This window comes from Streptomyces sp. NPDC001502, from assembly GCF_042894785.1.
Lineage (GTDB): Bacteria > Actinomycetota > Actinomycetes > Streptomycetales > Streptomycetaceae > Streptomyces > Streptomyces kutzneri.
On record NZ_JBIAVW010000001.1, the window covers coordinates 454,976 to 469,935 of the forward strand.

The 14,960-nt window shown below is 70.7% G+C and carries 12 protein-coding genes and 1 pseudogene; 11 read left to right on the forward strand and 2 right to left on the reverse strand.

Annotated features, from left to right (window positions below; all coding sequences use genetic code 11):
• Positions 1-186: 186 nt before the first annotated feature.
• From ACFY0D_RS02135 to ACFY0D_RS02175, 9 genes and pseudogenes are all read left to right on the forward strand, one after another.
• Positions 187-1,065, forward strand: coding sequence for a helix-turn-helix domain-containing protein (locus ACFY0D_RS02135; RefSeq protein WP_382545002.1), 879 nt, complete (start codon positions 187-189; stop codon positions 1,063-1,065).
• Between the two features lie 89 nt (positions 1,066-1,154).
• Positions 1,155-2,612, forward strand: a complete 1,458-nt coding sequence (locus tag ACFY0D_RS02140; RefSeq protein ID WP_390796507.1) for an aldehyde dehydrogenase family protein — start codon at positions 1,155-1,157, stop codon at positions 2,610-2,612.
• Between the two features lie 61 nt (positions 2,613-2,673).
• A pseudogene (mrdA, locus tag ACFY0D_RS02145) lies at positions 2,674-4,752 on the forward strand (penicillin-binding protein 2); the annotation flags it as partial.
• 112 nt (positions 4,753-4,864) lie between these two features.
• Complete coding sequence (locus tag ACFY0D_RS02150; protein ID WP_390796508.1) at positions 4,865-5,377, forward strand: DinB family protein; 513 nt, start codon at positions 4,865-4,867, stop codon at positions 5,375-5,377.
• A 24-nt stretch (positions 5,378-5,401) separates the two neighbouring features.
• Positions 5,402-6,031, forward strand: coding sequence for a PadR family transcriptional regulator (locus tag ACFY0D_RS02155; protein WP_314242544.1), 630 nt, complete (start codon positions 5,402-5,404; stop codon positions 6,029-6,031).
• Between the two features lie 78 nt (positions 6,032-6,109).
• The gene (locus ACFY0D_RS02160; protein ID WP_390796509.1) at positions 6,110-7,045 is read left to right on the forward strand and encodes an ATP-binding cassette domain-containing protein; all 936 of its coding nucleotides are present in this window, start codon (positions 6,110-6,112) and stop codon (positions 7,043-7,045) included.
• Positions 7,042-7,824 (forward strand): ABC transporter permease, encoded by a 783-nt coding sequence (locus ACFY0D_RS02165; RefSeq protein ID WP_390796510.1) that lies wholly within the window; start codon positions 7,042-7,044, stop codon positions 7,822-7,824. The genes ACFY0D_RS02160 and ACFY0D_RS02165 overlap by 4 nt, the downstream gene beginning before the upstream one ends.
• A 76-nt stretch (positions 7,825-7,900) precedes the next feature.
• On the forward strand, positions 7,901-8,659 hold the full coding sequence (locus tag ACFY0D_RS02170; RefSeq protein ID WP_390796511.1) for a MerR family transcriptional regulator: 759 nt from the start codon (positions 7,901-7,903) through the stop codon (positions 8,657-8,659).
• Between the two features lie 120 nt (positions 8,660-8,779).
• Positions 8,780-9,487 carry a DedA family protein gene (locus tag ACFY0D_RS02175; RefSeq protein ID WP_390796512.1) on the forward strand — a complete coding sequence of 236 codons (708 nt, stop codon included), beginning with the start codon at positions 8,780-8,782 and terminating at the stop codon, positions 9,485-9,487.
• Positions 9,488-9,664: 177 nt separating this feature from the next.
• Here the strand turns inward: ACFY0D_RS02175 and ACFY0D_RS02180 are convergent, their stop codons facing one another.
• Together ACFY0D_RS02180 and ACFY0D_RS02185 are read right to left on the reverse strand one after the other, a co-directional pair.
• Complete coding sequence (locus ACFY0D_RS02180) at positions 9,665-11,305, reverse strand: threonine/serine exporter ThrE family protein (RefSeq protein ID WP_390796513.1); 1,641 nt, start codon at positions 11,303-11,305, stop codon at positions 9,665-9,667.
• Between the two features lie 277 nt (positions 11,306-11,582).
• On the reverse strand, positions 11,583-12,077 hold the full coding sequence (locus tag ACFY0D_RS02185; protein WP_008742522.1) for an inorganic diphosphatase: 495 nt from the start codon (positions 12,075-12,077) through the stop codon (positions 11,583-11,585).
• Positions 12,078-12,210: 133 nt separating this feature from the next.
• Between ACFY0D_RS02185 and dacB the strand changes: the two genes are divergently transcribed.
• Both dacB and ACFY0D_RS02195 read left to right on the forward strand, forming a co-directional pair.
• A complete protein-coding gene (gene dacB / locus ACFY0D_RS02190; protein ID WP_390796514.1) occupies positions 12,211-13,689 on the forward strand; it encodes a D-alanyl-D-alanine carboxypeptidase/D-alanyl-D-alanine-endopeptidase in 1,479 nt (492 codons plus the stop codon).
• Between the two features lie 38 nt (positions 13,690-13,727).
• Positions 13,728-14,864: a zinc-dependent metalloprotease gene (locus tag ACFY0D_RS02195; protein ID WP_390796515.1), complete on the forward strand. Its 1,137-nt coding sequence runs from the start codon at positions 13,728-13,730 to the stop codon at positions 14,862-14,864.
• The last annotated feature ends 96 nt before the right edge of the window (positions 14,865-14,960 follow it).

The following is a 14,960-nucleotide window of genomic DNA, read 5'->3' on the forward strand; positions in this document are numbered from 1 at the left end:
CCGGACCTGTCCACTCCCGTGACGGTTCTGACTCATTTCTTCCTACGCATACTTACGGACTTCTTTTCCCGGAGACGGGATTCCGTTACAGAACGAGTACGGGCCGATGCGTTTTGGTGGCAGACTGCGGCCCCTGGGGTACGGGGGCCCTTAGACGCTCGCGCACACCACGCGCACGCCAATGCGATGGGGAGGGCAGTACTAGTGACCGCAGAAGCAAGCGGTTCTGTGGTGCGCCGCATCCTCCTGGGCTCCCAGCTCAGGCGACTCCGAGAATCCCGCGGCATCACCCGTGAGGCGGCCGGCTACTCGATCCGCGCATCCGAATCGAAGATCAGCCGCTTGGAGTTGGGAAGGGTGAGCTTCAAGGCCAGAGACGTAGAGGATCTCCTCACGCTCTACGGAGTCACGGACAGCACGGAGCGCGAGTCGCTGCTCGGACTGGTCCGCGAGGCCAACGCGACCGGCTGGTGGCACAGTTACGGCGACGTGCTGCCCGGGTGGTTCCAGACGTACATCGGCCTGGAGGGCGCCGCCTCGCTCATCCGGATCTACGAAGTCCAGTTCGTCCACGGACTGTTGCAGACCGAGGCGTACGCGCACGCCGTCGTCAGCCGCGGCATGCCCGGCGCCACCGCCGCCGAGATCGACCGCCGCGTCGCCCTGCGCCTGGAGCGCCAGAAGGTCCTCGTCTCGGAGAACGCCCCCATCTTCCACGCCGTCCTCGACGAGGCCGCGCTGCGCCGCCCGTACGGCGACCGCGAGGTCATGCGCGGTCAGCTGGAGCACCTCATCGAGGTCTCCCAGCGGCCCAACGTGCAGCTCCAGGTGATGCCCTTCTCCTTCGGCGGCCACGCGGGCGAGAGCGGAGCCTTCACCCTGCTGCGCTTCCCCGAGTCCGACCTCCAGGACATCGTCTATCTGGAACAGCTCACCAGTGCCCTCTACCTGGACAAGGGCGAGGAAGTGGGGCAGTACGAGCGGGCGATGGAACGGCTCCAGGCGGACTGCCCCGATGTCGAACGGACCCGGGATCTTCTCCGCGGCCTGCTCCAACTGTCTTGATTCGCACGTAGTATGACGTCTGATCAGTGCATGATGACCGATCGGTCTCCGGTGCAGCGCACGGGTGCGCGCTCGCAGTAAGGGATGGCATGTCCATATTCAGCGACCTGGCTCACCAGTACATCGACGGCGAATGGCTGGCCGGTACCGGTTCGTGGGACATCATCGACGTCAACCCCTTCAACGGGGAGAAGCTCGCGGCCATCACCGTGGCCACCGTCGAGCAGGTGGACCAGGCCTACCGTGGCGCCGAACGCGCCCAGCGCGAGTGGGCCGCCACCAGCCCCTACATCAGACGCGCCGTCCTGGAGCGCGCCCTGCGGATCACCGAGGAGCGCGAGAAGGAGATCGTCGAGGCGATGATCGACGAGCTCGGCGGGACGCGTCCCAAGGCCGAGTACGAGGTCCACCTCGCGATGGAGTTCATCCGCGAGTCCCTCCAGCTCGCCGTCCGGCCCGAGGGGCGGATCCTGCCCTCGCCGGTCGAGGGCAAGGAGAACCGGGTCCAGCGGCTCCCCGTGGGCGTCGTCACGGTGATCAGCCCCTTCAACTTCCCCTTCCTGGTGACCCTGAAGTCGGTCGCCCCGGCCCTGGCGCTGGGCAACGCGGTCGTCATCAAGCCCAACCAGAACGCGCCGGTCGTCGGCGGCGGCGTGATCGCCAAGATCTTCGAGGACGCCGGGCTGCCGGCCGGCCTGCTGAACGTCCTGGTCACCGACATCGCCGAGATAGGCGACGCGCTCCTGACCCACCCCGTGCCCAAGGTCATCTCGTTCGCGGGATCGGACCGGGTGGGCCGGCACGTCGGGGCGGTCGCCGCCCGCCACTTCAAGCGCACGGTCCTGGAGCTGAGCGGCAACAGCGCCCTCGTCGTCCTCGACGACGCCGACCTCGACTACGCGGTGGACGCGGCCGTCTTCAGCCGCTTCGTCTACCAGGGCCAGGTCTGCATGGCCGCCAACCGGATCCTCGTCGACGCCTCCGTCGCCGAGGAGTTCACCGAGAAGTTCACCGCACGCGTGCGCGGCCTCAAGACGGGCGACCCGCACGAGGCCGACACCCACATCGGCCCCCTGATCAACTCCTTCCAGGCCGACGCCCTGACCGCGCTCGTGGACCAGGCCGTGGAATCGGGCGCGCAGGCGCTCGTACGCGGGTCTACGCGCGGCAACCTGGTCGAACCCACGGTGCTCGCCGGGATCCCCGAGGACTCCCCGCTGCTGAGCCAGGAGATCTTCGGCCCGGTGGCCCTGCTGGTGGTCTTCGACGGCGAGGACGAGGCCGTACGGCTGACCAACGCGACCCCCTACGGGCTCAGCGGCGCCGTGCACACCCGGGACGTGGAGCGGGGCGTCCGCTTCGCCCAGCGGATCGAGACGGGCATGATCCACGTCAACGACTCCACGATCGGGGACGAGCCGCTGGCCGCCTTCGGCGGCGAGAAGGCCTCGGGTCTGGGCCGGCTGAACGGCGAGGCCACGATCGAGGCCTTCACCACCCAGAAGTGGATCTCCGTACAGCACGGCCGGACGACCTTCCCGTTCTAGGTCACCCCCGCCATCCCCCTAGACTCGGCCGGGCGTAGGCAGCCGCCCGGGGGAGAACGAGTTGAGCAACATACCGGAGACCGGCCGGACCCCTCGGGTCCAGAACCGGCTCGTCGTCATCCAGATCGTGGTCTTCTCGCTGTTGCTCACGCTGGGCGGACGCCTCTGGTACCTCCAGATCCGCAACGGCTCGGAGTACACGGACGAGGCGAAGAACAACCACGTCCAGCAGGTGGTCCAGCCCGCCGTGCGCGGCTCGATCCTGGACTCGCGCGGGATCCCGCTCGCCGACAACGCCACCCACCTCGTGGTCTCCGCCAGCCGCACCGAGCTGCTGACCATGAAGGACAAGGGCAAGTCCGTGCTGACCCGGCTCGCCGGGGTGCTGGGCGTGGACGCCCAGGAGGTCATCGACAAGGTCCGGCTCTGCGACGCCAAGACCAAGCAGCCCTGCTGGAACGGCTCCCCCTACCAGCCGATCCCGGTCAGCGACGAGGCCACCACCGAGCAGGCCCTGCAGATCCGCGAGCACCCCGAGGACTTCCCGGGCATCACGGCCGAGGCGACCGCCCTGCGCCGTTACGCGGCCCCGGACGAGGCCAACACCTCCCAGGTGCTGGGCTACCTCTCCCCGGTCACCGACGAGGAGATCGCCAAGGCGAAGAAGTCGGACTCGCCGTACCTGCGTTCCGACCAGGTCGGCCGCTCCGGCCTGGAGCGCACGTACGACAAGGAGCTGCGCGGCAAGGCGGGCATCACCCGCTACGAGGTGGACAACCTCGGCCGGGTCATCGGCCAGGGCGAGACCGACCCGGCGAGGCCCGGCTCGAACATCGTGACCTCGATCGACTCCCGGGTGCAGGCGGTCGCCGAGCGCGAGCTGAACAACGCGATGATCGAAGCCCGCAAGGTCCGGGACAAGAACACCGGCCGCAACTACGAGGCCGACTCGGGCGCGGTCGTGGTGATGGAGACCAAGACGGGCCGGGTCGTGGCGATGGCCTCGAACCCGACCTACGACCCCAACGCCTGGGTGGGCGGCATCTCCGCCAAGGACTACGCCTCGCTCACCGACAAGGGCTCCAACTACCCGCTGCTGAACCGGGCGATCCAGGGGCAGGCGGCGCCGGGCTCCATCTTCAAGGTGGTCACCTCGACGGCCGCGGTCAACGCCGGGTACCCCTTCAACAACCGCTACCCCTGCCCCAGCTCGTACTCGGTCGGCAGCCAGACCTTCACGAACTTCGAGTCGCAGGGCCACGGTGACATCACCATCGGCCGGGCGCTGGAGGTCTCCTGCGACACCGTGTACTACGCCCTCGCGGACCAGGAGTGGAAGAAGGACGGCGGCATCAAGCCGAAGAAGGACCCGAAGGACTGGTTCCTGAAGACCGCCCACGAGTTCGGGCTGGGCAAGCGCACCGGCATCGACCTGCCGAACGAGGTCCCCGGCCGGGTCCCCGACCGGAAGTGGAAGCAGGACTTCTTCGACGCGAACAAGGACGCCTGGTGCCGCGACGGCAAGAAGAACGGCTCCTTCGCCGAGAAGATCGCCTACGAGAACTGCCGTCAGGGCAACCAGATGCGCGAGGGTGACGCCATCAACTACTCGATCGGGCAGGGCGACACGCTCGTCACCCCGATCCAGATGGCCTCCGTCTACTCGGCCATCGCCAACGGCGGCACGCTCCACCAGCCCAGCATCGGCAAGGCGATCGTCAGCGCCGACGGGAAGTCGGTCCAGGAGATCGCGCCGAAGGAGGCGGGCAGGCTGCCGATGGACGCGAAGACCCGCGACAACATCGACGAGGCCCTCGCGGGCGTCGCCACCAACGGCAGCGCGGCCTGGCGCTTCGGCGGCTGGCCGCAGAAGCAGATCCCGATGCACGCCAAGACGGGTACGGCCGAGGTCCAGGGCAAGCAGACGACCTCGTGGTTCGCCTCGTACACCGAGGACTACGCGATCGTCATGACGATCTCCCAGGGCGGCACCGGCTCGGGTGCCTCGGGACCCGCGGTCCGCAACATCTACGAGGCGATGTACGGGCTCGACCCGACGGGCAAGCAGGACCTCTCCAAGGCCCTGCTCCCGCAGCCCGTCACCGCGCTGCCCGCGATCCGCCCCGACGGGGAGATCGAAGGCAACTGAACGGCCAATGAGGACAGGATCTGACCGCAATGCTCCGTAGCGTGTGTCCTGTCGGGGGGAGAAGCCCCCGGCAGGACACACCTCACGCATAAGGCGGTCGGACATGGCTCAGATTTCCACCGAGGTCCTCGGCGACGAGCGCGGCACCCTCCTCGCCTTCGTCGGCGCCCAGCGCACGGCGATCCGCGAATCGCTCCTCGGGCTCAGCGAGGAGCAGGCCGCCGGCCGCCACAGCGCAAGCGAGCTCACGCTGTCCGGGCTGCTGAAGCACGTGGCCGAGGTGGAGCTGAACTGGCTGCGCCTCGCCCAGCAGGCGCCGAACGAGAGGGCGCGCACCCAGGAGACCTGGGGCGAGGCCTTCCGCCTGGTCGACGGCGAGTCCGTCCCGTCGGTCCTCGCCTTCTGGGACGAGGTCGCGGAGCAGACGGCGGCCTTCGTCGCCGCCGTCCCGAGCCTGGACGACACCTTCCCGCTCCCGCCGGCCCCCTGGTTCCCCAAGGACGCCAAGGTCTCGATGCGCTGGATGCTCCTGCACCTGGTGGAGGAGTTCGCCCGGCACGCGGGCCACGCGGACATCGTCCGCGAATCCCTCGACGGCACCAAGGCGATGGGCTAGACGGCGGGGGCTTAGCCTGGCCCCATGTCAGCGATCCGGCTTCTTGTCCTCGGTGCGGTCCGCCAGCACGGGCGGGCCCACGGGTACCAGGTGCGCAACGACCTGGAGTACTGGGGCGCCCACGAGTGGTCGAACACCAAGCCCGGATCGATCTACCACGCGCTCAAGCAGATGGCGAAGCAGGGCGTCCTGCACGCGCACGAGGTGGCACCGAGCGCGGCGGGCGGGCCGCCGCGCACCGAGTACGAGGTGACGGACGCCGGCCGCGAGGAGTACTTCCGGCTGCTGCGCGAGGCCCTCGCGGCGTACGACCAGAAGACGGACGTGCTGTCGGCGGCGATCGGCTTCATGGTCGATCTGCCGCGGGCCGAGGTGCTCGCGCTGCTCCGGGAGCGGATGGCGAAGCTGGCGCTCTGGCGGTCGTCGGTGACGGACTACTACACGCCGGAGGGCGGCCCGGAGGCGCTGGGCCACATCGGCGAGATCATGCACAGGTGGGTCCACTCCGCGGATGCCGAGGCGGAGTGGACGCGGGGGCTCGTCGCCCGGATCGAGGGGGGCGCGTACTCCTTCGCCGGCGAGGGCGGCGATCCGTTCGTGGGGGTCCTCGCGGACGGCCAGGAGAATCCGTACGCCACGCACCAGGATGCGTAATCAAGTTTGACTAGCCGAGAGGCGGGCATTACCTTGGGCGCGCCCAGCTACTCAAATTTGATTACCGGAGGAGCGGTTTTGGCGATCTTCGTCGAAGGTGTCCACAAGCGGTACGGCGGCAAGCCCGCGCTGGCGGGCCTCGACCTGGAGGTGAAGCCCGGGACGGTGCACGCCGTCCTCGGCCCCAACGGAGCCGGAAAGACCACGGCGGTGCGCGTCATGAGCACCCTGCTGCGGCACGACGAAGGCGTGGTCCGGGTCGCCGGCCACGACGTACGCACCCAGGCGCCGGCCGTCCGCGCCCGGATCGGGCTGCTCGGCCAGCACGCGGCGCTCGACGAGGAACTGGCCGGGCGGCAGAACCTGGAGATGTTCGGCCGCCTCCACCACCTCGGCGCACGGCGGGCCGGGCTGCGGGCCGGCGAACTGCTGGAGCGCTTCGGCCTCGCGGACACCGGCCGCAAGCCGGTGAAGCAGTACAGCGGCGGCATGCGGCGCCGGCTCGACCTCGCGGCATCCCTGATCACCGAGCCGGAGGTGCTCTTCCTCGACGAGCCGACCACCGGGCTCGACCCGCGCGGCCGCACCGAGGTGTGGAGCGCGGTCCGCTCCCTGGTGGGCGGCGGCACCACCGTCCTGCTGACCACGCAGTACCTGGAGGAGGCCGATCAGCTGGCCGACCGCATCACGCTGATCGACGCGGGGCGGGTGGCGGCCGAGGGCACGGCCGACGAGCTGAAGTCCCTGGTCGGGCCGGACCGGATCGTCGTCGTCCTGCGGGACGCGGCGCGGCTCGCGCAGGCGGCGCGGCTGCTGCCGGACCCGGCCGTGGACCCGGACTCCCTGACCCTGAGCTTTCCGGTGGAGGACCGGATGGCGGGCCTGGCCCTGACCCTGCGCGCGCTGGAGGGGGCGGACATCGAGGCACGGGACCTCGCGGTCCGCCGCCCCACGCTCGACGAGGTCTTCCTGCACCTGACCGACCGCACGGACGCCACGGAGGTGGCCGCATGAGCACGCCCTGGGTGGTCGCGGACTCCTGGACGATGACCCGGCGCGAGCTCGCGCACTGGGGGCGCCGGCCCGTCCAGATGGTCGTCGGACTGGTCTTCCCCGTGATGCTGCTGCTGATGTTCGGCTTCCTGATCGGCGGCGGGCGCGGGATCGACGGCGATTACGTGGAGTTCCTGGTGCCCGGGATGCTCGCGCTGACCATGGCCTTCGGGCTGGAGGCGACCATGACCGCCGTCACCCAGGACCTGGGCAAGGGGGTGATCGACCGGTTCCGCGCCATGCCCATGTCCTCCGCGGCGGTGCTGGTCGGCCGCAGCGCGGCGGACATGCTCCAGTCGGCGGTGGGCCTGGCCGTCCTCGCGGGCGTCGGTCTGCTGCTGGGCTGGCGCTGGCACGGCTCCCCGGCGGCCGCCCTGCTCGCCTTCGCGCTGCTCCTGCTGCTGCGCTTCGCGATGCTGTGGATCGGCATCTTCCTGGGCATGGTCGCGGGCCGTCCGGAGCTGGTGCAGGCGGTGCAGATCCTGGTGTGGCCGGTGGGCTTCCTCTCCAACGCCTTCGCGACACCGGAGGCGATGCCGGGATGGCTGGGGACGGTGGTCGAATGGAACCCGATGTCGGCGACGGCGACCGCGGTCCGCGACCTGTTCGGCAACCCGGCCGCGGCCGGGCAGTCGTGGGCCGGTGACCACGCGGCGCTGCTCGCCGTCGGCTGGCCGGTCCTGCTGCTGGCGGTCTTCTTCCCGCTGGCGGTGGCCCGCTTCCGGGGTCTGAGCAAGTAGCTCCCGTAGCGGGCTTGCACCTCACGCCGCGTGAGGGACCACAGTGAAGGGCGTACCCAACCTGAGGAGGGAAGCGATGGGCCACTCCGTGGGCCAGGTCGCCGGTTTCGCCGGAGTCACGGTGCGCACCCTGCACCACTACGACGAGATCGGCCTGCTCTCCCCGAGCGGCCGCAGCCACGCGGGACACCGGCGGTACGACGACGCCGACCTGGACCGGCTGCAGCGGATCCTGTTCTACCGGGAGCTCGGCTTCCCCCTCGACGAGGTCGCGGTCCTGCTGGACGACCCGGAATCGGATCCTCAGGAGCATCTGCGCCGGCAGCATGCCCTGCTGACCGACCGGATCGCCCGGCTCCAGCAGATGGCCAAGGCCGTTGAGCACGCCATGGAGGCGAAGAAGATGGGCATCAACCTCACGCCCGAGGAGAAGTTCGAGGTCTTCGGGGACAAGGACCCCGAGCAGTATGAGCAGGAGGCCGAGGAGCGCTGGGGCGACACCGAGGCGTACACCGAGTCGCAGCGCCGGGCGGCCTCGTACACCAAGGACGACTGGCAGCGGATCCAGGACGAGTCCGCCGACTGGGGCCGCCGGTACGTGGCGGCCATGGAGGCGGGCGAGCCCGCCGACGGCGGGCGCGCGATGGACCTGGCCGAGGAACACCGCCTGCACATCCACAAGTGGTTCTACGACTGCTCGTACGAGATGCACGCCTGCCTCGGTGAGATGTACGTGGCGGACGAGCGGTTCACGGCGTTCTACGACGCGATGAAGCCGGGTCTCGCCGAGCACCTGAGGGACGCGATCCTCGCGAACGGCGTGCGCAAGGTGTAAGCGGAATGTCACGCAAGCGACCCCCTCCCGGGCCTGGAACCGGGTGGGGGTCGTGTGCGTTGATAATTGAAAACCGCCCGTCCCGCAGCACCACCCCTGATCCAGGAGAGCCCGGAACCCGTGTATACGCTTGCGCTCGGCCCTGAGTGGCTGTCCCCGGACTATCTGATCTCGCACTTCGGTCTGATCGGCATCCTGGTCATCGTCTTCGCCGAGTCGGGACTCTTCGCGTTTCTCCCGGGCGACTCCCTGCTGTTCACGGCGGGCCTGCTGGTCGCGGACGGGCAGTACATCAAGCAGCCGCTGTGGCTGGTCTGCACCCTGATCGTGGCCGCCGCGATCATCGGTGACCAGGTCGGCTACATGATCGGCAAGTTCTTCGGGCCGAAGCTCTTCAACCGGCCGAAGTCCAAGCTCTTCAAGCGGGAGAACCTGGACAAGGCGCACGAGTTCATGGACAAGCACGGCCCCAAGGCCATCGTGCTCGCCCGCTTCGTGCCGATCATCCGCACCTTCGCCCCGATGGTCGCGGGCGCCGGCACGATGAAGTACCGCACCTTCCTGACCTACAACGTCATCGGCGGCATCGGCTGGGGTGCGGGCGTCACGATCGCCGGCTACTGGCTCGGGCAGATCGAGTTCATCAAGACGAACGTCGAGCCGATCCTGGTGGGCATCGTCCTGATCTCGGTCATCCCGGTGGTCTTCGAGGTGCTGAAGGCCCGCAAGGAGAGCAAGGCGAACGCCGGCGCCGAGGCGGCCGAGGCCGTGGCCGACGGCTCCGCCCCGCAGGCCCCGGGCGCGCGCGGCCGCCACGCCAAGCGCTGAGGCCCGCCCGCAGCACCCCGTACACGCCCGTACCGCCCCGGAGGCCCGCGAGAGGCCCCGGGGCGTACGTGTGCCGTACGAGGCCGCGTGCCGGGGCGTACGGAACTCCGGCGGTCCCGGCGGTCCCGGCGGTCCCGGCGGTCCCGGCGGTCCCGGCGGTCCCGGCGGCCCCGGCGCTCAGAAGCCGCGGGTCCGCTTCGCCGCGCGGCGCTTGGCGGCGCTCGTGGCCCCCGGGATGCGCATGAACAGCCGCGAGGCCTCCGACCCGAGGTTGACCCCGATCGCGATGGCCAGCGCGATGGCCGCGGCGTTCACCAGCGATCCCAGGCCCTCGTTCAGCCGGTTCTCGGCGATCAGCAGCAGCCCGTAGTACACCGCCGAGCCGGGCAGCAGCGGGCCGATGGCGGCCGTCACGTACGGCAGGGCGGAGGCGAAGCGGTAGCGGGAGAAGAGCTGCCCGAAGAGGCCCACGAGCCCGGCCGCGATGGCCGTGGACGGGACGGGCGGGATGCCCCCCGCGTAGTGCAGGGCCCCGAAGGTGACCCAGGCGACCGCGCCGTTCAGCGTCACGATCCATACGGTGGAGCGCTCCTGCTGGAGCAGGATCGCGAAGGTGAACACCAGCACCATCGAGGCGGCGATCTGGATCAGCGGCCGCTGCTGGATCTGGAGGACCTCCTCCGGCCGCGGCGAGGCGTCGAACTGCAGCCCCACGTAGAGCACCACCAGCACGCCCATGATGATGCCGATGAAGAGGTACATGACCTCCAGCAGCCGGGCCGACGCGGTGATGTAGTAGCCGGTCAGGCCGTCCTGCACGGCCGCGACCACGGCCCGTCCCGGCAGCAGCGCGAACAGCCCACCGGTGATCACGGCCGAGGCCTTGACGTCGATCCCCGTCATGCTGAGCGCGACCCCGATGGCGGCCGGCGGCATCGCGGCGACCACGAACTGGTAGAACTCGGGCAGCCCGCGCCCGGCGCACAGCCAGGCCAGGCGGTCGCCGAGGACCGCGCCGATCGCGGCGGCGAAGAAGACGAGGACGCCACCGCCGACGAGCGTGGAGGCGGCCCCGGCGAGCAGTCCGGCGGAGGCCGTGAGCATCCAGCCGGGGTACGGGTGCCGGTTGCGGCGGATCTCGGCGAGGCGCCGGTAGGCCTCCTCCAGCGTCACGTCGATCTCGTGGGCACTGATGTCGTCCACGAGCCGGAACACGGCCGCGAGCCGGTTGTAGTCGGTGCCGCGGCGGCGCACGGTCCGGCTGGCGGAGACCGGGTCGCCCACCAGCGAGGGGTGGTGGGTGATCGACAGCATGGTGAAGGTGACGGTCGGCTCGCAGCGGTCCAGCCCGTAGGAGCGGGCCACCGCGAACATCGCGGCCTCCACGTCCTCGGCGCCCTCACCGCCCGCGAGCAGCAGCTCGCCGATGCGCAGGGTCAGGTCGAGCACGCGGCCCACGGCGGGCCCGGTCTCGCTGTGGCGCTGCACGAGCTCCGGTACGGGGCGCACGTCGACCGGCATGCGCAGCATCGTGCGCATGCGGTCCTGCCAGGGCGATTCCTTCATCTGCGCGACGGGGAAGCCCTGGCCGGGGGTGTAGGCGGGCGGGGACTGCGCGGCCCGGTAGGTGGCCGGGGCGGCGAAGGCCGATCCCTCGGGCTCGGGCTCCACCGGATCGGCGCCCGCCGGACGGGCGAATTCCGAGGTGGGCTGGTCTTCCTCGGGAACGCCCGGCTCCATGCCGGGCGGCGGCGTGAAGGCGCTGTGCGCCTCGTCGGACTGGGGCTTCCTGTCCTCTGCCCCGTCGGCCTCCGCCACGCGTCCTCCAGTCCGTGATCACCCGGGGTATCAGTATGCGGAATCGTTTCCTCCGTAGCCACGGAGGGCGGCGGGTGCCGATCGTGCCGGGAGCGGGGTGCCCGATGCCCTGCGGGGCTCTCCCCGGCCCGCCCTTCCACCGTTCCCCGGGGCTCTGCCCGGGAACGCTCCGCAGGCAGGGAACGACAGTGGGCGGCACCCCGGCCAAGGGGGTGCCGCCCACTGTCGAAGTCAGGTCCCGGGGGATATCCCCCCCGACCCGGCCGGCCGGCGGAGCCTAGTGGTGGCCGCCCTGCGCCTCCAGGCGCTTGTACGAGGCCTCGATCTCGGCCTCGGCCTCGGTGCGGCCGACCCAGTTCGCGCCCTCGACGGACTTGCCCGGCTCCAGGTCCTTGTAGACCTCGAAGAAGTGCTGGATCTCCAGGCGGTCGAACTCGGAGACGTGGTGGATGTCGCGCAGGTGCTCGACACGCGGGTCGGAGGCCGGCACGCACAGCAGCTTGTCGTCGCCGCCCGCCTCGTCCGTCATGCGGAACATGCCGATGGCGCGGCACTTGATCAGGCAGCCCGGGAAGGTCGGCTCGTCAAGGATGACCAGCGCGTCCAGCGGGTCGCCGTCCTCGCCCAGGGTGTTCTCGACGAAGCCGTAGTCGGCCGGGTAGCTGGTCGAGGTGAAGAGGCGACGGTCCAGACGGATCCGGCCGGTCTCGTGGTCCACCTCGTACTTGTTCCGCGAACCCTTGGGGATCTCGATGGTGACGTCGAACTCCACGTCCTGCTCCTCCATGATCAGCTGCATTGCTTCGGGACTGCGTCGATTCGTCTGCGTGCGCGTCCGGCCCGGCCCTGCCGGGTGGGGTGCCATGCTCGCGGCAAGACGCAGTGGTTAAGTGTCCCTCACGCATATGTGTGATCGCGAAAGGGGCTGGTCCGAGGTGCCATTGGTCAAGACCTGGCAGCTCATCGCAGGGTCGGCCGTCGCCGGCCTCGCCCTGTCGGTGGCAGCGGTGACCGCGGCCGGTCCTTGGGACTCCGGCCAGCGTAAGGCCGAGCGGGACACAGCCGCCTCCTGGGACCGTACGGGTGGCGCAGATCACGGTGGAGGGCCCCGTTCCGACGCCCTCCCCGAAGCCGCGCCCAGCGCCCCCGGGGTGCTCGGCACCATCGGCCCCGGCGCCCCGCGCGCACAGAGCGCCCCCGCCGCGCCCGCCTCCGCCGGGGGCCTGGCCGCCGCGCTCAAGCCGCTGCTCGCCGATCCCGCGCTCGGCAGCCTGCGGACCGCGTCCGTCGTCGACACCGCCACCGGGCAGGTCCTCTACGAGTCCGGGGCGCGGGACGCGATGACCCCGGCCTCCACCGTCAAGATCGCCACCGCCGCGGCCGTGCTGGCCGCCCTCGGGCCCGAGCACCGGATCAGGACCACCGTCATGCCCGGCGACTCCCCCGGACAGATCGTCCTGGCCGGCGGCGGCGACCCCTCGCTCACCGCCAAGAAGAAGAGCCCCGCCGGATCCGGCGGCAGCCTCGTCGCCCTCGCCGCCGACACCGCACAGGCCCTCAAGGCCGCCGGCACCGACACCGTGACCCTGGGATACGACGACAGCCTCTACACCGGCCCCGCCCGCCACCCGATCGGCGTCAACCCCAACATCGCTCCGGTGACCGCCCTGACGGCCGACGAGGGCCGCCCCGACGACTCCACCTCCGGGCCCGTGGACCGGTCCGACGACCCCTCCAAGGACGCCGCCCGGGCCTTCCGCACCCTGCTGGCCGAACGCGGCATCAAGGTCACCGGCGAACCCGCGAAGGCCAAGGCCGCCGCCGGCGTCCAGCCGCTGGCCGTCACCCTCTCCACCCCGGTCGCCGGCCTCGTCGAGCGGATGCTGACCAACAGCGACAACGACATCGCCGAAGCCCTCGCCCGGCAGACCGCCCTCGCCTCCGGCCGTCTCGCGAGCTTCGAGGGCGCCGAGAAGGCCGTCACGGACCGGCTCACCGCCCTCGGCATCGACACCGCCGGCTCCCGCTTCGCCGACGGCAGCGGACTGAACCGCGCCGACAAGGTCAGCGCGGGCCTGCTCACCGGGCTCCTCACCAAGGCAGCCGACCCCCAGCGCCCCGAGCTGCGGCCGGTCCTCACCGGACTGCCCGTCGCCGGATTCACCGGAACCCTGAAGGCCCGCAACTCCGGCAGCTCCCCGGCCGCAGGCCTGCTCCGCGCCAAGACCGGCACCCTGTCCGGGGTGAACTCCCTCTCCGGGACGGTCGTCGATTCCTCCGGCCGACTCCTCGCCTTCGCCTTCCTGACGGCGAACACCCCCGGTCCCGAGGGCGCCGAGAAGGCCCTCGACAAGCTGGCCGCGGCCGTCGCGACCGCTTCTTAGGGGGTCCGCCGGAGGGCCGGTCCACGTACGGTTGACGCATGACGAGCATCGGTGGTGCGGAGATGGTCGACTGGAACCTCGCGGTGGCGACCGCGACCCGACTGGTACGACCCGGCCCGGAGGTCACCCGGGACGAGGCGCGGGCCGTCGTCGCCGAGCTGCGGCGGCACGCCAGGACCTCGGAACGGCACGTGCGCGAGTTCACCCGGATGATCCCCGAGGGGTCGGCCGTCCCCGACACGCCTGTCCTGGTCGTCGACCGGGCCGGCTGGGTCAAGGCCAACGTCGCCGGCTTCCGCGAGCTGCTCCAGCCGCTCCTCGGCAAGATGCAGGACCGCCGCGCGGGCGCCCCCGGCGGAGCCGTCCTCGGCGCGGTCGGCGGCAAGGTCACCGGCGTCGAGCTGGGCATGCTGCTGAGCTTCCTGGCCTCCCGGGTCCTGGGCCAGTACGAGACCTTCGCACCCGTCTCCCGGGACCTGCCCGCCGCCGGCGGCCGGCTGTTGCTCGTCGCGCCCAACATCGTGCACGTCGAGCGCGAGCTGGAGGTGCACCCGCACGACTTCCGGCTCTGGGTCTGCCTCCACGAGGAGACGCACCGTACACAGTTCACCGCCGTCCCGTGGCTGCGCGACCACCTCGAAGGCGAAATCCAGACGTTTCTCGGCGCCACCGAGGTGGACCCGTCCACCGTCCTGGAACGCATCCGGGAAGCCGCCCAGTCCTTCGCGGGCGCCCGCCCCGACGCCGACCACGGCGACGAAGGCCGCTCCCTCGTGGAACTCGTGCAGACCCCCGAGCAGCGCGAGATCCTGAGCCGGCTCACCGCCGTCATGTCCCTGCTGGAGGGCCACGCCGACTTCGTGATGGACGGGGTCGGCCCCCAGGTGGTGCCCTCGGTCGCCGAGATCCGCGAGAAGTTCCAGCAGCGCAGGGCCAGCGGGGCCGGCCGCCTCGACGCCGCGCTGCGCAAGCTGTTGGGCCTGGACGCCAAGCTGCGCCAGTACCGCGACGGCGAGCGGTTCGTACGCGCCGTCGTCGGCCAGGTCGGCATGGACGGCTTCAACCGGGTGTGGACCTCCCCGAACACACTGCCGACCAAGGCCGAGATCGCCAGGCCCGCCGACTGGGTGGCCCGGGTGCACCGCAAGGGGAGCGAACCGAGCGAAGCGGAGTGACACAGGGGGCGTAAACATGTCTCACTGGGGGAAGCAGCGTCACCCGTCCGAGGGACCGTGGGCCGTGGAAGGGCGTGCGATGCTCGGGGAACGGCT